General features: G+C 61.2%; 15 protein-coding genes. 8 read left to right on the top strand and 7 right to left on the bottom strand.

The genetic code is table 11. From position 1 onward, the window contains the following. Window positions 1–9 precede the first annotated feature (9 nt). The 4 genes from yidC to rpmH are packed head-to-tail and all read right to left on the bottom strand — an operon-like array spanning window position 10 to window position 2,503. Window positions 10–1,728: a membrane protein insertase YidC gene (gene yidC / locus ACFPN2_RS14025; protein WP_380597508.1), complete on the bottom strand. Its 1,719-nt coding sequence runs from the start codon at window positions 1,726–1,728 to the stop codon at window positions 10–12. Next, window positions 1,721–1,975 (bottom strand): membrane protein insertion efficiency factor YidD, encoded by a 255-nt coding sequence (gene yidD, locus ACFPN2_RS14030; RefSeq protein WP_380597510.1) that lies wholly within the window; start codon window positions 1,973–1,975, stop codon window positions 1,721–1,723. The genes yidC and yidD overlap by 8 nt, the downstream gene beginning before the upstream one ends. Beyond that, window positions 1,963–2,325 carry a ribonuclease P protein component gene (gene rnpA / locus ACFPN2_RS14035; protein ID WP_380597512.1) on the bottom strand — a complete coding sequence of 121 codons (363 nt, stop codon included), beginning with the start codon at window positions 2,323–2,325 and terminating at the stop codon, window positions 1,963–1,965. Before rnpA ends, yidD begins: the two co-directional genes overlap by 13 nt. 43 nt (window positions 2,326–2,368) lie before the next feature. Continuing rightward, window positions 2,369–2,503 carry a 50S ribosomal protein L34 gene (rpmH, locus tag ACFPN2_RS14040; RefSeq protein ID WP_161810250.1) on the bottom strand — a complete coding sequence of 45 codons (135 nt, stop codon included), beginning with the start codon at window positions 2,501–2,503 and terminating at the stop codon, window positions 2,369–2,371. Window positions 2,504–2,761: 258 nt separating this feature from the next. Between rpmH and dnaA the strand changes: the two genes are divergently transcribed. The 4 genes from dnaA to gyrB all read left to right on the top strand — a co-directional run bounded on the left by dnaA (window position 2,762) and on the right by gyrB (window position 8,969). Continuing rightward, window positions 2,762–4,123 carry a chromosomal replication initiator protein DnaA gene (gene dnaA, locus ACFPN2_RS14045; RefSeq protein WP_380597515.1) on the top strand — a complete coding sequence of 454 codons (1,362 nt, stop codon included), beginning with the start codon at window positions 2,762–2,764 and terminating at the stop codon, window positions 4,121–4,123. 219 nt (window positions 4,124–4,342) lie between these two features. Further along, window positions 4,343–5,440 carry a DNA polymerase III subunit beta gene (dnaN, locus tag ACFPN2_RS14050; protein ID WP_380597517.1) on the top strand — a complete coding sequence of 366 codons (1,098 nt, stop codon included), beginning with the start codon at window positions 4,343–4,345 and terminating at the stop codon, window positions 5,438–5,440. A gap of 21 nt (window positions 5,441–5,461) precedes the next feature. After that, window positions 5,462–6,526, top strand: coding sequence for a DNA replication/repair protein RecF (gene recF, locus ACFPN2_RS14055; protein ID WP_380597519.1), 1,065 nt, complete (start codon window positions 5,462–5,464; stop codon window positions 6,524–6,526). 28 nt (window positions 6,527–6,554) lie between these two features. Beyond that, window positions 6,555–8,969, top strand: a complete 2,415-nt coding sequence (gene gyrB / locus ACFPN2_RS14060) for a DNA topoisomerase (ATP-hydrolyzing) subunit B (RefSeq protein WP_380597521.1) — start codon at window positions 6,555–6,557, stop codon at window positions 8,967–8,969. Between the two features lie 67 nt (window positions 8,970–9,036). Here the strand turns inward: gyrB and ACFPN2_RS14065 are convergent, their stop codons facing one another. From ACFPN2_RS14065 to glyQ, 3 genes are read right to left on the bottom strand one after another with little or no spacing between them, the layout of a single operon-like run. Continuing rightward, entirely contained in the window at window positions 9,037–9,795 is a 759-nt protein-coding gene (locus tag ACFPN2_RS14065) for a lysophospholipid acyltransferase family protein (protein ID WP_380597523.1), read from the bottom strand. A 10-nt stretch (window positions 9,796–9,805) separates the two neighbouring features. Continuing rightward, on the bottom strand, window positions 9,806–11,887 hold the full coding sequence (glyS, locus tag ACFPN2_RS14070; RefSeq protein ID WP_380597525.1) for a glycine--tRNA ligase subunit beta: 2,082 nt from the start codon (window positions 11,885–11,887) through the stop codon (window positions 9,806–9,808). Continuing rightward, window positions 11,884–12,822 carry a glycine--tRNA ligase subunit alpha gene (gene glyQ / locus ACFPN2_RS14075; protein WP_380597527.1) on the bottom strand — a complete coding sequence of 313 codons (939 nt, stop codon included), beginning with the start codon at window positions 12,820–12,822 and terminating at the stop codon, window positions 11,884–11,886. The genes glyS and glyQ overlap by 4 nt, the downstream gene beginning before the upstream one ends. 313 nt (window positions 12,823–13,135) lie before the next feature. On the opposite strand from glyQ, the gene glnA reads away from it, so the two are divergent. The 4 genes from glnA to ntrC all read left to right on the top strand — a co-directional run bounded on the left by glnA (window position 13,136) and on the right by ntrC (window position 17,919). Continuing rightward, the gene (gene glnA / locus ACFPN2_RS14080) at window positions 13,136–14,548 is read left to right on the top strand and encodes a glutamate--ammonia ligase (protein WP_380597529.1); all 1,413 of its coding nucleotides are present in this window, start codon (window positions 13,136–13,138) and stop codon (window positions 14,546–14,548) included. A 128-nt stretch (window positions 14,549–14,676) separates the two neighbouring features. Then, complete coding sequence (locus tag ACFPN2_RS14085; protein WP_380597531.1) at window positions 14,677–15,360, top strand: DUF4124 domain-containing protein; 684 nt, start codon at window positions 14,677–14,679, stop codon at window positions 15,358–15,360. Between the two features lie 59 nt (window positions 15,361–15,419). After that, on the top strand, window positions 15,420–16,535 hold the full coding sequence (glnL, locus tag ACFPN2_RS14090; RefSeq protein ID WP_380597533.1) for a nitrogen regulation protein NR(II): 1,116 nt from the start codon (window positions 15,420–15,422) through the stop codon (window positions 16,533–16,535). Continuing rightward, the gene (ntrC, locus tag ACFPN2_RS14095; RefSeq protein WP_380597535.1) at window positions 16,522–17,919 is read left to right on the top strand and encodes a nitrogen regulation protein NR(I); all 1,398 of its coding nucleotides are present in this window, start codon (window positions 16,522–16,524) and stop codon (window positions 17,917–17,919) included. Before glnL ends, ntrC begins: the two co-directional genes overlap by 14 nt. Window positions 17,920–18,020: the final 101 nt, after the last annotated feature.

Raw genomic sequence — 18,020 nt, forward strand, 5'->3', positions numbered from 1 at the left:
TCGACCGGGTCAGCTCCGGTCTTTCTCTTTCTTATCTTCCGCCGCGACCAGCTTGTTAATCCGGTACTGCTGAGCGATCGACAACAACGTGTTGGTCAACCAGTACAGCACCAGACCCGCGGGGAACCAGGCCATCGTCACCGACATGATGAGCGGCATGAACATGAAGATCTTCGCCTGCACCGGATCGGTGCTGGGCATGGGCTGCAGCTTGAATTGCGCGAACATCGCGCCCGCCATCAGGATGGGCAGGATGAAGAACGGATCGCGCGACGACAGATCGGTGATCCAGCCGAGGAACGGCGCCTGCCGCATCTCGACACTCTCCAGCAGCACCCAGTAGAAGGCGAGGAAGAACGGAATCTGAATCAGGATGGGCAAACAGCCGGCGAGCGGATTGATCTTCTCGCGCTTGTAGATCTCCATCATCTGACGGCCGAGTTGTTCGCGGTCGTCTTTGTAACGTTCCTGAATCTGTTTGATGCGCGGACCGAGGTTGCGCATCTTCGCCATGGAGCGGCCGCTCGACGCGGTCAGCTTGTAGAAGGCGAGCTTGATCAGGAAGGTGACGATGATGATCGCCCAGCCCCAGTTACCCACCACGCCGTAAACGAACTCGAGCACGGTGAACAACGGCTGCGCGATGATCGTGAGCTTGCCGTAGTCGGCGACCAGCTCCAGACGCGGACCGGCCTGCGCGAGTTGTTCCTGCAGCTTCGGGCCGACGAAGATCGTCTCATTAAATGTGTGCTTGCCGCCGGTTGGTACAGCCGTCAGCGGGCCGCGATACGACAGGACGAAATCGTTGTCGGCATCGAGGCTGAGCTGGTAATCGTAGGTCGCATCCTTCGGCGGCACCGCGGCCGCGACGAAGTGGTGCTGCAAGGAAGCCATCCAGCCGCCGGCGAAGTCGCCTTTGAACTTGCGATCGTCCTCGTCTTCGATCTTCAGCTTGCGATAGGCCTTGCCGTCGAAGATCGCCGGACCGCGATACGCATAGGTCTCGACGTTGAAGTACGAGCGCTCGATATGCTCGTAGTGACGGATCAGCTGCACATACGAAGCGGCTTTGTAATCGCTGCCCGACTGGTTATCGACGTCGTAGCTCAAATCGACCTGGTAGCTGCCGGGCTTGAACTTGAAGGTCTTGGTGACCGTCACGCCCTGGCCGTCGGTCCACGTCAGCGGCACGACCAGTTCCTGCTGTCCCGCCTCTAATTTGTATTCGCTCGCCGCAGCTTGATAAGTGACCTGATGCGTCGGCTCGGCACGACCGTCCGCAGCTCGCAAACCGGAGCGCGCCACATACAGCGGCGGATTCGGCGTGAACAAGCGCACCGGCACATCCGGCTGATTCTTCTTAACGGGGTATTTCAGCAGATCGGCGCGGACCAGCTCGCCACCGCGAGTGCTGATGTCCATCGAGAGCACGTCGGTGACAACACGAATGACAGCCGCGTTGCCTGCGACGGTCTCCTGGTTGCTCTCATTAATAGTAGCGGCCGATGTGCCGCTGGCCGAAGCCGGCGGCGCGGTCGCGTCGCTCGATGGCAATTCCGGCAACGTGTCGTTGGCTGCCGCCGGGGCAGTACCGGTTGCAGACGGCGTCTGCGTAGTCGCAGCGCTCGCCGGCGCCGGCGGAGGAGCGTAGTCCTTCTGCCAGGTGATGAAGTTCAGGTACAGGACCAGCGCAAGCGCGGCCCAGATGAATACGCGTTGGTTATCCATGAGGAACCGGCTTGGTATTGTGAGGAGGTGGCACCGGATCGTAGCCGCCTTCGTTCCAGGGATGACACCGCATCAGGCGGCGCACCGTGAGATAAGTTCCGCGAGCTGCGCCATGTCGTTGCAAAGCTTCTTCGGCGTAGCAGGAACAGCTCGGGTAGAAGCGGCAGGTCGGCCCGAGCATGGGGCTGATCAAATAGCGATAGACGCGAATCGCAGCGGTCAGGCCATGTACGACTACGGGGCGCATTGCTTTACCACCGTGCGCCAATGCTTCTCGAGGCTGCGCACGATGACGGCGTTGTCCGCATCGCGAGCCCCCGAGCGCGCATTAACGACGATGTCCACCGCAGGCAGTTCATGCTGATGCTGACGAAACGATTCCCGAACCAGTCGCTTGATGCGGTTACGCCGCACGGCGTTACCGATGATGCGTGCGGCAATCGATAATCCAAGTCTGGGTATCGAGCCGCCGCTGTTACGAGTGAGGATCGCGAAACAGGCGTCGGTGGAGCGGCGCGAATCCCGATAGACGCGATCGAATTCGGATTTATGCCGGAGACGTTGCGCCGGTTGAAAGCGTCGGGTCGGGGCTGGCAAGTCTAGGGTCGGACAAACGCGAGCGCCGCTGCTAAGCCTGAGCTCAGACAGTGAGACGCTTGCGGCCCTTGGCGCGACGACGGGCGAGCACCTGGCGACCAGCACGGGTGGCCATACGCGCGCGGAAACCGTGGGTGCGCTGACGTTTAACTTTGCTGGGTTGGTAAGTACGCTTCATGCGGGCATCTCAACGATGTCGTAACTTGGGCTCGGGCCAGAAATCGCGCTAAAACAAGTACATGCTGGCGCGCGTAGAGGGGCGGCAAGACTACGCACCACCCCCCTCAGTGTCAAGCTCGACTATGGCTTCCGGCGCACAAAATTCGCGGCGCCTGCCTGTGGATAACTGGCAGTCCATCGGTATAGACTCGCCGCCTCTCGCGTTGACCTGGCGCAGAACAATTCTTTCTCTCGATTCGATTTAGGGGACGAAACCGTGCAGGGTTCGTTGTGGCGCCGCTGTCTCGCGCAATTGGAAGTGGAATTGCCGGAGCAGCAGTTCAATACGTGGATCCGGCCTTTGCAGGCCGTGGAGGACGGACGGACGTTGCGCCTGCTCGCACCGAACCGTTTCGTCGTCGACTGGGTGAATGAGAACGTCGCGGGCCGGATCACCGAACTGGTCGATGCCGTGGGCGAAGAGCCCAGTCCTGCCGTCGTGCTGGAAGTCGGTTCCCGGCCGGCCGCCCCTGCGATGACGATCAACACGCATCAGCCCGTGGCTCAGCGCATGCCGACGATCACGCCGGCACCGGTCCGCGATATCCCGGCGGTGTTGGGCAGTCGCCTCCAGCCAGATTTCACCTTCGCGAACTTCGTCGAAGGTAAGAGCAACCAGCTCGGCCGCGCCGCGGCGTTCCAGGTCGCTGAAAATCCCGGTCGCGCCTACAACCCGCTGTTCATCTATGGCGGCGTGGGTCTGGGCAAGACGCACCTGATGCACGCGGTCGGGAACATGATCAAAGCTCGTAACGAGCATGCCCGCGTCGCCTATGTGCACTCGGAGCGATTCGTCGGCGACATGGTGAAGGCGCTTCAGCACAACACCATCAACGATTTCAAAACCGCTTATCGCTCGCTCGATGCGCTGCTGATCGACGACATTCAGTTTTTCGCCGGCAAGGATCGGTCGCAGGAAGAGTTCTTCCACACCTTCAACGCGCTGTTCGAAGGCCAGCAGCAGATCATCATGACCTGCGATCGCTATCCCAAAGAGCTCGACGGCCTGGAAGAGCGGCTCAAGTCACGCTTCGGCTGGGGACTGACGGTGGCCATCGAGCCGCCGGAGCTGGAAACCTGCGTGGCCATTCTCATGAGCAAGGCCGCTCAGACCCGCGTCGATTTGCCCGACGAAGTCGCGTTCTTCATCGCCAAGCGGATTCGCTCCAACGTGCGAGAGCTCGAGGGTGCTCTGCGTCGCGTGGTGGCGAACTCGCAATTCACCGGCCGTGCGATCACCATGGAGTTCGCGAAAGAGTCGTTGCGCGATCTGCTGGCTTCCCAGGATCGCATGGTGACCATCGAGAACATTCAGAAGACCGTCGCGGAATACTTCAAAATCCGCGTGGCCGATTTGCTGTCGAAGCGTCGCAGTCGCTCGATCGCGCGGCCTCGGCAAGTCGCGATGGCCTTGGCGAAGGAGCTGACCAGTCATAGCTTGCCGGAGATCGGCGATGCATTTGGCGGCCGCGACCATACGACGGTGCTGCATGCATGCCGGGTGATCAAGGAGCTGCGAGAGTCGAATACGCGCACCAGCGAGGACTACTCAAACCTGTTGAGAACCCTGGCTGGATGACTGTGGATAATTTGTTAGGTTTTCGTGGGTCTTATTTATCCACAGACGGCCCACAGTTTCGATACAAGCTCCGCGACAGTTAGCAGATGAGTTTTGATGGCGATAAGCGACTGATGGAACACGCAAAAAACGGGTTATACACAGCGCTTGCCGCCCTTCATAATCATCATAAATTCTTTAAATACTTAATCTCTAATTAAGATTCCGAAGGTGACCACGATGAAGTTCAGTGCTGAGCGGGAAAGCATCCTCGCACCACTGCAGGCGGTAATCGGCGTTGTGGAGCGGCGCCAGACCATGCCGATCCTGGCCAACGTCCTGATCGCGGGTCGGGGTGAGCAACTGTCCATCACGGCGACGGATCTGGAAGTGGAGCTGGTCGCCAAGGCCAACGTCACTTTGCAGACACCGGGCGAAATCACCCTGCCCGGTCGCAAGCTGCTGGACATCATCAAGGCCCTGCCCGACAAGGCCCAGGTGACGATCTCGGTGGAAGGCGAGCGCGCCACCGTTCGTTCCGGCAAGAGCCGCTTCACGCTGGCTACCCTGCCGGCGAGCGACTTCCCGACGGTGGAAGACATTCGGGCCCAGAAGGCGCTGCTGATTTCCCAATCCGCCCTGCGCCGCTTGCTCGACAAGACGCATTTCTCGATGGCGCAGCAAGACGTGCGTTACTACCTCAACGGTATGTTGCTGGAAGCTGACGGGAAAACGCTCCGAACGGTCGCGACTGACGGCCATCGTCTGTCATATTGCGAAACCACGCTCGAACATGAGGCCGGTGCTACTCAGCAAGTGATTGTGCCGCGTAAAGGCGTGCTCGAGCTGCAACGGCTGTTGGCCGGTGAAGGCAATGTCGAGCTGGCGATCGGAACCAATCACGTTCGCGCCCAGATCGGCGACATTCGCTTCACTTCGAAGCTGATTGACGGCCGTTTCCCGGAATATGGTCGCGTGATCCCGGCCAATCCGACCAAGCGGATCAACGTCAATCGCGACGTTCTGCGTTCGGCGCTCCAGCGCGCGGCCATTCTTTCCAACGAAAAGTATCGTGGTATTCGCCTCGGCGTTAAGCCCGGAGTCCTGCTCCTGCAATCGCATAACCCGGAGCAGGAAGAAGCCGAAGAGGAGTTGGAGATCAATTACGGCGGCGACGAGCTGGAGATCGGCTTCAACGTCAACTACCTGCTCGATGCGCTGGCGGCTGTGGATAGCGGCGATGTGGTCCTCGGTCTCACGGACGCGAACAACAGCTGCTTGCTGAGCTCTGAAGGCGCGCCGCAGGCCAAGTACGTCGTCATGCCGATGCGGCTATAAAACCATGGCGGGCGTGCACCGGTGCTGACTGCGATCACGGTCGATAACTTCCGTTGCATCGAACACGCCAGCCTGGACTTTGACTCGCGCTCGACCGGCATCATCGGTGACAACGCCTCCGGCAAGACCTCCTTGCTGGAGGCGATTTACTTTCTAGGCCACGGACGTTCGTTCCGGGCCGCCCAGGCGGAAAAGCTCAAACGGGAGGGCACGACCTTTTTTCGAGTGGTCGGGCGGCTCGCGACTCATCGCGGCATGCTGACTGCGGGGCTGGAGCACACCCAAGGTCGAACCCAAGGTCAGCTGGCGGGGCAGGGCATTTCCGGGATCGCGGACATCGCCGAAGTCTTACCTCTGCAGATCATCGACCCTGGCGTCCATCGATTGGTGGAGGAGGGTTCGGCTCGGCGTCGTCGACTGATGGACTGGGGAGTGTTTCACGTGAAACGTGAGTTCCTCGGTTACTGGCGTCGCTACCAGCGCGCCCTGTCCCAACGAAACGCCGCGCTTCGAACGGCTCATGGCGAGGAGTTGATCCATGCCTGGGAGCAGGACTTCTGCGCCGCCGGCGCTGAGGTGGATCGGTTGCGCGCCCACTATGTCGAGGCGCTGAAGCCGCATTTCGAATCGCTGGCAGCTCGCCTGGTTGGACCGGGCACCACGCTGACCTATCGTCGGGGATGGCCTGTGGAGGCCGAGTTGAGACAGGCTCTGCACGACTCCATATCTAGGGACCTGAGACTCAAGACCACCCATGTCGGTCCCCATCGGGCGGACCTCGTTTTTTTGATCGATGGGACGCCGGCGAAGGACCGGGTCTCCCGCGGCCAACAGAAGATGCTGGCGGCCGCCTTCATCCTTTCTCAATTGCAGTGTCACACCGCTCTGGGGGCGGTGCCGACCACCCTGATGTTGGACGATCCAGCGGCCGAGCTGGATGTGGATAACTTGGGGAAACTTCTTCTGGCGATCGCCGAGATCCCCAGTCAGTTGATCGTCACTTCAGTCCACGAGCGGGGACTGAAGGGCATCGAAATTGGCCGCAGGTTTCACGTGAAACAAGGCAATTTCGAGCCGATGGTATAATGCCGCCGCACTTATTTCAGGCCGGACCATGACAGATAAAGACGTCTACGATTCCAGCAAAATCAAAGTCTTGAAGGGCCTCGATGCGGTCCGCAAGCGCCCCGGAATGTACATCGGTGACACCGATGACGGGACCGGTCTACATCACATGGTATTTGAGGTCGTCGATAACTCCGTCGACGAAGCATTGGCCGGTCACTGCTCTCAAGTGACCGTCACTATCCACGCTGACCAGTCGGTCACAGTGTCCGATGACGGCCGTGGAATACCTGTGGATATCCATCCGGAGGAGGGTCGTTCGGCGGCCGAAGTCGTCATGACCGTGCTCCACGCCGGCGGCAAATTCGACGACTCTTCCTACAAGGTCTCGGGTGGTCTGCACGGCGTCGGCGTGTCGGTGGTGAACGCCCTTTCCGAGTACCTGCTGCTGACCATTCACCAGAACGGCAAGCTGCACCAGCAGGAATACCGTCTGGGTGAACCCCAGGCTCCCCTGGCCGTCATTGGCACGACCGAGAAGCGCGGTACCACAATTCGGTTCAAGCCCAGCGCCGAGACCTTCAGCAACATCGAGTTCGACTACGACGTGCTGGCCAAGCGTCTCCGCGAACTGTCCTTCCTCAACTCCGGTGTCCGGATCGAGCTGATCGACGAGCGCGACGACAAGCGCGAGACCTTCCATCATGAAGGCGGCATCCGGGAGTTCGTCCGTTACTTGAACCGGAATGCCCAGCCCATCCACGACACCATCATCTGGTTCCGCACCCAACAGGAGGCGATCACGGTCGAGCTGGGCCTGCAGTGGAATGACTCCTACCAGGAGAGCATGAGCTGCTACACGAACAACATTCCCCAGCGCGACGGCGGTACCCACCTCGCCGGCTTCCGCAGCGCCCTGACCCGCACCCTCAATGCCTACATCGAGAAGGAGTTCTCGGCGAAGGACAAGGTGGCGATGAGCGGTGACGACGCCCGCGAAGGTCTCACGGCCATTCTGTCGGTGAAGATGCCGGACCCGAAGTTCTCCTCGCAGACCAAGGACAAGCTGGTCTCGTCCGAGATCAAAGGCATCGTCGAATCGGCGGTGGGTGCCAAGCTGGAAGAGTTCCTGCTGGAGCATCCGCCTCAGGCCAAAGCCGTCGCCAATAAAGTGTTGGAAGCCGCCCGCGCCCGCGAAGCTGCTCGCAAGGCTCGCGAAATGACTCGCCGCAAAGGCGCGCTGGATCTGGCCGGTCTGCCGGGCAAGCTGGCGGACTGCCAAGAGAAGGATCCGGCGCTGTCCGAGATGTTCCTGGTCGAGGGTGACTCCGCAGGTGGCTCGGCGAAGCAGGGCAGAGACCGGCGCACTCAGGCCATCCTGCCGCTGAAGGGCAAGATCCTGAACGTCGAGAAGGCGCGCTTCGACAAGATGCTGTCGTCCGCGGAAGTCGGCACGCTGATCACCGCGCTCGGCTGCGGCATCGGCGCGGACGACTTCAATGTGGAGAAGCTGCGCTACCACCGCATCATCGTCATGACCGACGCTGACGTGGACGGCTCGCACATCCGCACCCTGCTGCTCACCTTCTTCTATCGCCAGATGCCGCAGCTGATCGAGCGTGGGCACATCTATATCGCGCAGCCGCCGCTGTTCAAGTTGAAGAAGGGCAAGTCCGAGCACTATGTGAAGGACCAGGCCGAGCTCGATTCGATGCTGCTGACTTACGCCTTGGAAGACGCGCAGCTGTACGCCGACCCGGCGCAGGCGCCGATGACAGGTTCCGCTTTGGAAACTCTGGCTCGTCGCTGGATGGAAGTGGCTTCGATCATCCGTCGCTCATCCCGCCGGTATGACGAGCGCGTGCTTGAGCAGCTGCTGTACATGCCCGAGGTCACACCGGCGAATCACGATCAGCTCGACTGGCTGACTCAGTGGGGCCGCACCTTGGAGACCCAGCTCAACGCCTACGACGATGCCGCTCGGAAGTATCGCGTGCGCGTGCTGGCTGCCGTCGATGGCGGAACGCCGCGATTGCTGGTTGCCCGCATCGAGCACGGCATCACTCAGGAGAAGCACATCCATCGCGAGTTCTTCGAGTCGGCCGAGTACCGGAGCATTGCCGATCTCGGCACCACCCTGGCTGGGTTGTTCAAGCCAGGTGCTTACGTGGCGAAGAACGAGAGCAAGCAGGAAGTGGGCGGCTTCAAGGGCGCCATCGACTGGCTGCTGGAATCGGGCCGCCGAGGCCAGACCATTCAGCGCTACAAAGGTCTGGGCGAGATGAACCCGGAGCAGCTTTGGGATACGACCATCAATCCGGAGACCCGTCGTTTGATCCAGGTCCGCATCGAGGATGCCCTGGCCGCCAACGACATCTTTGCGACTCTGATGGGCGATCAGGTCGAGCCGCGACGCGAGTTCATCGAGAAGAACGCGTTAGCGGTTGCCAACCTTGACATTTAATTAAATTTAATATAAAGGCGGCAGAGAGCTGAATCTCTGCCGCCGATGATCAAGGTCCGATTAACGGTCAGCCGGCAGCGATCGGCCGGCCCGAAGCATCCGAAACGCCACTCGCGCCATCCGGCGTCAGCGTCGCGAGCTTCTTCTCAATCCACGCCCGCACTTCTTCGTTGAGCTCACGAGGGTCGCGACCAGCTGCATCGATCGCTGGGCCGATGACCACGCGAATCGTGCCGGGCTTTTTCACCCAACCGCGGCGAGGCCAGTAGTAGCCGGCGTTGTGAGCGACCGGAATGATTTTACAGCCCGCCTTCGCCGCGAGCAGTGAGCCGCTCACGCCGTATTTCCGACTCTCACCGACGGCAACGCGCGTGCCTTCCGGGAAGATCAGAACCCAAAGCCCTTCCTGAAGTCGCGCCTTGCCCTGCTCGACCACTTGAGTCACGGCCGTCGCACCGGCCTTGCGATTGATGGCGATGGGTTTGAGACATTTGACGGCCCAGCCGACCAGGGGGATCCACATCAGCTCGCGCTTGAGCACCCAGGCCTGCGGGGGAAAGACCGCGGCCTGCGCGATGGTTTCCCACGCCGAGGAATGTTTCCACATGGACACATGCGCGCCCGGCGGAATGTTTTCTCGGCCTTCGACCGTATAAGTGAGCCCGCAAAGCTTCGCGAGCAGCCACATGTTCAAGCGCCCCCAGCTGCGGGCGATCGCATACAGCCGCTGGCTTGGCAGCCAGCCGAATGCCAGAACCACGACCGCGTAGAGCAGGGTTCCGATGAACAGTGCAGTGGTGAATAAGATCGACCTCAGCAGCTGCATTACACGCCTCTTATCCAGGGAGTCGCGACAAATCGGCCACCTGCAGGAACAGCCCGCGCAGGCGCACCAGCAAGCCTAATCGATTCGCGCGCACCTCTGGATCCTCCGCCATCACCATCACGGAATCGAAGAAGCGATCCACGTCGTCCTTCAAGGTCGCGAGCTGGGTCAGTGCACCGGTGTACTCACGACGTGAGAACAACGGATTGACCGCCCGCTCCATGGAAACAACGTGGTCGAATAGCTGGCGTTCCGCCGGCTCGCGGAATTGACCGATTTCCACCACACCGGACAGATCGCCAGTCGCCTTGCGAAGGATGTTAGCGATGCGCTTGTTCGCAGCGGCCAGGCTCGCCGCTTCAGGCAGCGCCAGAAATCCTTCCAGCGCCTGCAGACGGACATCGATATCGAGCGTCGTATGCGGCTTGCTCGCGAGCACGGCGTCGAACATTTCCGTCGTGATCGCACGGCCGCCCGCTTCCTCGAGGTAGGAAGATCGCAGACGTTCCATGAGATAGCCCCAGATATCTTCGCCGACATTTTCGGGCGCCGTGACCGGCTGCAACGAGACGGCTTGATCCACGAGCACGCGCAGGTCCAGATCGAGCTTGTGCTCCATGACCGTACGCAGGATGCCGAGGGCTGCGCGACGCAGGCCGTAGGGATCCTTGGTGCCGGACGGTTTCTGACCGATGCTGAAAATGCCCGCGATGGTGTCGAGCTTGTCCGCGATCGACAGCGCGATGCCGGTTTTGGTCGCCGGCAATTTATCGCCAGCGAACCGTGGCCAATATTGTTCTTCGAGCGCGGCGGCGACTTCGGGGTTTTCGCCATCGAGCTGCGCGTAGTACTTGCCCATCAGGCCTTGCAGCTCGGGGAACTCGCCGACCATCGCCGACAACAAGTCACATTTGCTCAGCTTGGCGGCGCGGGCGGCGAGTTCAGCGTTGCCGCCGATGCCTTCAGCAATCCGCTGAGCGAGCGTGACGACGCGATTGCTCTTGTCGGCCAGCGAACCCAGCTTTGCTTGGAACGTCACCGCCTTCAGCGCGGCGTAACGTGTCTCGAGACGTTCCTTTCGGTCGGTGTCCCAAAAGAAGGCGGCGTCGGCGAGGCGAGGGCGCACGACGCGTTCATTACCATCGCGCACCCGCTCCGGCTCGCGGCTGGCGATGTTTGCAACGGTGATGAAATAGTTCATCAACTGCCCGTCGTTGGTGCGCACCGGGAAGTAACGTTGATTGTCCTGCATGGTCGCGATCGGCACTTCCTGCGGCAGACGCAGGAACTCTTCATCGAAGCGCCCCGACAGCGGCACCGGCCACTCGACCAGCGCTGTGACTTCATCCAGCAGCCAATCTTCGATGACCGCCTGGCCGCCCAGTGAATCGGCGATCGCATTGACCTCGGCGCGAATGCGTTCCCGGCGAGCGCCGACATCGGCAACGACGTGCGCCTTCTCGAGCAGCACTTCGGCGTACTTCGCGGGATTGCTGATCGCCAGCTGCTTCGGTCCGTGGAACCGATGACCCTGCGTTTGTTTGCCCGCCTGAATGCCCAGAATCTCGGTCTCAACGACGCTTGAGCCGAACAACATCACGACCCAGTGAGCCGGGCGGACGAATTCCTGCGAGCCCGCGCCCCATCGCATGCGACGCGCGATCGGCAGGTTGTCGAGCGAGGCGGTGACGATGCCTGGCAATAGAGAAGTCGTCGCGGCGCCCGGCTTCGAGCCTTCGAACTGCAGCACCTTGCCCTTCGGCCCGTCGACCTGCGCCAGCTGTTCAACTGTCACGCCGCACGAGGCCGCGAAGCCGAGCGCAGCCCTCGTCGGCTGACCATCGGGACCGAATGCATTGGCAACCGCCGGACCCTGACGTTTGATTTGCTGATCCGGCTGTTGATCGGCGACACCCGCAACGAATACTGCCAGGCGGCGGGGCGTGGCGTACCACTTCACATCGCCATGGTTGATGGACGCTTCATCGAGGCCTTTGGTCACGCCGTTGGCAAACGACTCGGCCAAAGTGAACAACGATTTGGGCGGCAGCTCCTCGGTGCCGATCTCGACCAGAAAGTCACGTTTACTCATGCTGCGGTCTCAGCTTCAGCAGCCACGCGATTCAGCATGGGGAAGCCCAGTGCCTCGCGGGTCTTGTAATAGGTTTCGGCGACTTCTTTGGCGAGCGCGCGGACCCGCAGGATGAAGCGCTGACGCTCGGTGACCGAAATGGCTTTACGGGCATCGAGCAGATTGAAAGTGTGCGAGGTCTTGAGCATCTGCTCATAGGCCGGCAATGCCAGCCCGGCTTCGAGCAGCTTCTTACATGCGGCCTCGTGATCGTCGAAGTGCCGGAACAGCAGCGCGGTATCCGCCAGCTCGAAGTTGTATTTGGACTGCTCGACTTCGTTCTGATGATAAACGTCGCCGTAGGTCACGCGGCCGAGCGGGCCGTCCGCCCACAACAGGTCGTACACGCTCTGCACGCCCTGCAGATACATCGCGAGGCGTTCCAGACCGTAAGTGATCTCGCCCATCACCGGCTTGCAGTCCAGGCCGCCCACTTGCTGGAAGTAAGTGAACTGCGTGACTTCCATGCCGTTCAGCCAGATTTCCCAGCCCAGGCCCCAGGCGCCGAGGGTGGGCGACTCCCAGTTGTCCTCCACCAGCCGGATGTCGTGGGTCAGCGGATCGAAGCCGAGCGAAGCCAGCGATCCGAGATACAGATCGACGATGTCTGGCGGCGACGGTTTCAACACCACCTGGAATTGATAGTAGTGCTGGAGGCGGAACGGGTTATCGCCGTAGCGACCGTCCGTGGGCCGGCGCGAAGGCTGCACATAGGCAGCGCTCCACGGCTCCGGACCCACTGCGCGAAGCAGGGTCCCGGTGTGAAACGTGCCTGCGCCCATTTCCATGTCGTAGGGCTGCAGGATCACGCAACCCTGCTTCGACCAGTACGACTGGAGGGCGAAGATCAGGTCTTGAAAAGTCCGCGGCGGGACGACGGCTTTCGATGCGGCCATCTGGGGTCCGGTCCTAAAGGGGAAAAGCGCGCGAGTATACCCGGCAACCCCGTGAAATCTGGGTCTGCTACAGATTGGGGCCTGAGGCATCGCGTCGGTGCACACCTATGGTGCATCCAAGGGCTAATGTGCTCCAATTCAGGGCGCCGCTTTGTAATGTTTTCCGCGCGGCATCACCAAAATCCAGCAGTTGCGCCATCACGGTGCGCTGGCATGCTTCCTGCAATTTTGTCTGGTCCTCAACAACCTCCTGGCGTCGTAGCGGCGAGCGGCCCGGGACTTCTCAATCTCGCTGTCTACCGGAGGAGAACTCATGACGACCCCCGCTGAAGTCCTCAGCATGCTGAAAGAGAAGGAGGTCAGATACGTTGATCTGCGCTTCACGGACACTCGCGGCAAAGAGCAGCACGTGACCGTCCCCGCGCACACCGTCGACCAAGGCTTCTTCGACGACGGCAAGATGTTCGACGGCTCCTCGATCGCCGGTTGGAAGGGCATCAATGAATCCGACATGGTGCTCATGCCGGACGCCAGCACCGCCGTGCTCGATCCGTTCTTTGAAGAGACCACACTGATCATCCGCTGCGACGTGCTCGAGCCCTCGACCATGCAGGGTTATGAGCGCGATCCGCGCTCCATCGCGAAGCGCGCCGAGGCGTACCTGAAGTCCACCGGTGTCGGTGACAAGGCGCTGTTCGGCCCGGAAAACGAATTCTTCATTTTCGATGACGTGAAGTACGGCACCAACATGCAAGGGTCGTTCTTCGAGATCAATTCCGTCGAAGCCGCCTGGTCGTCGGGCAAGGCCTTCGAAGGCGGCAACATGGCACACCGTCCGGGCGTGAAGGGCGGCTACTTCCCCGTGCCGCCAGTCGACTCGTTCCAGGACATCCGTTCGGCCATGTGTAATGCCCTCGAAGAGCTGGGCATGAAGGTCGAAGTGCATCACCACGAAGTGGCGACTGCCGGCCAGTGCGAAATCGGCGTGAACGCCAACACGCTGGTGAAGAAGGCTGACGAAGTGCAGTTGCTGAAGTACGCGATTCACAACGTCGCGCACGCCTACGGCAAGACCGTCACTTTCATGCCGAAGCCCATCGTCGGCGACAACGGCAGTGGCATGCACGTGCACCAGTCGATCCAAAAGGACGGCAAGCCGGCCTTCGCGGGCGACAAGTACGCGGGCCTGTCGGACATGGCGCTGTACTACATCGGCGGCATCATCAAGCACGCCAAAGCCATCAACGCGTTCACGAACGCCAGCACCAACAGCTACAAGCGCCTGGTGCCGCACTTCGAAGCGCCCGTGATGCTGGCGTACTCCGCCCGTAACCGTTCTGCTTCTATCCGTATTCCCTGGGTGGCGAACCCGAAGGGTCGTCGTATCGAAGTGCGCTTCCCGGACTCGACGGCGAATCCGTACCTCGCGTTCGCGGCCATGATGATGGCCGGCCTCGACGGCATCCTGAACAAGATCCACCCGGGCGAAGCCGCGGACAAGGATCTGTACGACCTGCCGCCGGAGGAAGCGAAGAACATTCCGGAAGTCTGCTACTCGCTGGAACAGGCGCTGCAGGCTCTGGATGCGGATCGCGGCTTCCTGAAGGCCGGTGGCGTGTTCACCGACGACGTCATCGACGCCTACATCGCGTTGAAGATGCAGGAAGTGACCAAGGTGCGTATGTCCACGCACCCGCTGGAGTTCGAGCTGTATTACAGCGTCTAACTACAGCCGTCGGCGGCTGCGTTTTCGGATGCAGCCGTTGACAGGTTTTTCTGTAACGGTGACGGCGGTCACAAATACGCCGTCACCGCTTTTGTCAGGTCGAGGTGGAGCGGCTATGCTCATTACATATGCGTACGGCGCTTTATGTTCTCCTCGCACTGGCGGCACCGGCCTTTGCCGGTCAGACCGTTTACAAGTGGGTGGACGAGAAAGGTGTCACGCACTTTTCGGATCAGCCCATCGCGGGCGCCGAGAAAGTGGAGCTGAGCAGCGGCCCGAGCCGCGCCACCACTCCGCAACCCTCTTACGCACCCTCGACGGCGCAGCCGACCCAGTCCGGTCCGGCTTACTCGCGCTTCGTCGTCGTCAGCCCGCAGCAGGATCAGTCGTTCGTCAACACGGGGGGCAAAGTCACCGTGTCGCTGGCGTCTTCGCCGGCCATCAGCACGGGTCACACCGTGACGCTGTATCTGGACGGCTCGCCGGTGTCGGGCTTCATGCCCATGACTCACGAATTCTCGAACATGGCTCGCGGTACGCATACCGTGAAGGCGGTTGTCAGCAACGGCAGCCAGACCATTCAGGAAACGCCGCCGGTGACGTTCCACGTGCGGCAGGAATCGATCGCGAATCCGCCGGTCGGTCCGGCCATGCGCAACAACAAGCCGAAACGTACCGCCGGCAACAAGCTGACCACCAAGCAGCAGAGCTATCAGGCGTTGAATGGCGGCAAGGCGGCCATCGATCCGAGCACCAATCTGCCGGTGAAGACCAAGCCTGCGCAGAAGCCCGGTCCCAAGGCCGGCAACTAATATTTGTTTCTGCCCGCGTGCCGCTCGCTCGAGCGGACGGGTCACGGTGAAGGACGCGAATGGCCGCGCAACCTTCCCATCTCATGGTCAGCGCTGACTCCGGGCGTATCCTCGACAGTCTCAGCACCAGCGTGCTGATCGTCGATCGCACGCGCTCGCTGCTCTATTTGAATGTTTCCGCCGAGGCGCTGTTCGGCGTCAGTCGCAATCAGGTGCGCGGCCGCCCGCTGGCCGAATTGTTAGAAGATTCCGCCGTGCTCGATGAAGTCATCGATCGCGCGGCCAATACGTCGCGTCCTTTCTCGCGACGTGAGCTCGCGCTGCGTCCGATCTACGGCGACGGTGAGCTCGTCGTCGATTGCACGGTCGCTCCATACGAAGAGAGCGGCACGCCCGGCGCAGTGCTGATCGAGATCAGCGACGCGACTCAACATCAGCGCATCACGCGCGAGACTGCGTTGCTGACCCAGATCGGCGGCAGTCGCTTGATGATTCGTCAGCTCGCGCACGAGATCAAAAATCCACTCGGTGGCCTGCGGGGCGCCGCGCAGTTGCTGGCTCGCCAGCTCGACGACGCATCGATGCGCGAGTACACGACGGTCATCATCAGCGAAGCCGACCGTTTGGTGACATTGGTCGACACCTTGCTCGGTCCGGGACATTTCCCCCGCAAGGAATCGATCAACATTCACGAGCTGCTGGCGCACGTGGGTCATTTGCTCGCGGCCGACGCGCCTGCCGGCGTCACGATCGAGCGCGACTACGATCCGAGCCTGCCGCCGTTGCATCTCGATCGCAATCTGATCATTCAAGCGATGTTGAATCTGGGCAAGAACGCCATGCAGGCGCTGGCCTCGAACAACGGGCGCGGCGGTCGTCTCGTGTTACGCACACGCGCGCTCACCAATGTGAATATCGGCGCGCGTCGGCATCGACTCGTCGCCAGCGTGCAGTTCGAGGACAACGGCCCCGGCGTCCCCGAACATCTTCGCGACACTTTGTTTTATCCGCTCGTTACGGGGCGAGCCGACGGTACTGGACTTGGTCTGGCAGTGGCGCAAGACCTGGTGAGTCGTCACGACGGCCTGATCGAATTCGAGAGCAGGCCGGGTCAAACCACTTTTACTATTTTGTTGCCATTCCATGTTGCAGACCACACCGGTGAAGCCTCTTAACGTCTGGCTCGTCGACGACGATGCCTCCATCCGCTGGGTCCTGGAGCGCGCGTTGCGCCAAGGCGGCATGGCACCCACGGCCTTCGATCATGCGGACACGGCGCTCGCAGCGCTGCGCCGGGATCGGCCCGATGTTTTGATTACAGACATTCGCATGCCCGGTCGCAGCGGCCTCGAGCTGCTGACCGAGATTCGCGATAACCAGCCGGACTTGCCGGTCATCGTGATGACCGCGCATTCCGATCTGGATAGCGCGGTCGCCGCTTATCAAGGCGGCGCGTTCGAATATTTGCCCAAGCCGTTCGACATCGATCAGGCGGTCGATCTGGTGCGGCGCGCGGCTCAGCAGAAATCTCGCGTTGAGGAAACGTCGACGGAAGCGCGGCGCATTCCTGAAATGCTCGGTCAGGCGCCGGCCATGCAGGAAGTGTTTCGTGCGATCGGTCGGCTGTCGCGATCGAGCATGACGGTGTTGATCACGGGCGAGTCAGGTACGGGTAAAGAGCTCGTTGCCCGCGCTTTGCATCGTCACAGCCCGCGAGCGAACAAAGCGTTCATCGCTTTGAACACCTCGGCGTTTACGGCGGATCTGCTCGAGTCTGAATTGTTTGGTCACGAGAAGGGCTCATTCACCGGCGCGGACTCTCAGCGTCGCGGCCGCTTCGAGCAGGCCGACGGCGGCACGTTGTTCCTCGACGAAATCGGTGACATGTCGCCCCAGTTGCAGACGCGACTACTGCGCGTGTTGGCGGAAGGCGAGTTCTATCGCGTCGGCGGTCAGGTGCCGGTGCGGGTCGATGTGCGAGTGATCGCGGCGACTCACCAGGATCTGGAAGGGCGCGTGAAACAGAATCTGTTTCGCGAAGACTTGCTGCACCGGTTGAATGTGATTCGTATCGAAGTGCCGCCTCTGCGTCAGCGCCGCGAAGATATTCCTGAGTTGCTGATGCACTATTTGAATGAGGCTGCGGTCGAGTTGGGCGTTGAGCCGAAAGTGCTGACGCCGGAAGCGGCGGCGGCGCTGTCCAATTTCGATTGGCCGGGCAATGTTCGACAGGTTGTTAATGCGTGTCGTCGGTTGACGGTGACGGCGCCGGGTCGGGAGATCAAAGCCGAAGATATTCCTAGCGATTTGGGCGGTATCCCGGGGCCGGCGAAGTTGCAGGACGAGTGGACCCGCCAGCTCACCAACTGGGCCGAAAAGCGCCTCGCCGCCGGCGAGACCCCACTGCTCGACGACGCCATGCCCGAGTTCGAGCGCACTTTGATCCGCGCCGCTCTGCGTAAAGCGGAAGGCGGCCGGCAGGAAGCGGCGAAGCTGCTCGGCTGGGGCCGGAATACGCTAACCCGTAAGCTGAAAGAGCTGGCGATGGACGACGAATAACGCGGCCACCGGGTTTCTATTTCTTCAGTGCGCGTTGAGCCTGACGGCCAACGCGCGCGGCGCCGCCAGGAAGCGACGCGGTATTCACGACAGCTACAGGC

This window comes from Steroidobacter flavus (assembly GCF_042651805.1).
Lineage (GTDB): Bacteria > Pseudomonadota > Gammaproteobacteria > Steroidobacterales > Steroidobacteraceae > Steroidobacter > Steroidobacter flavus.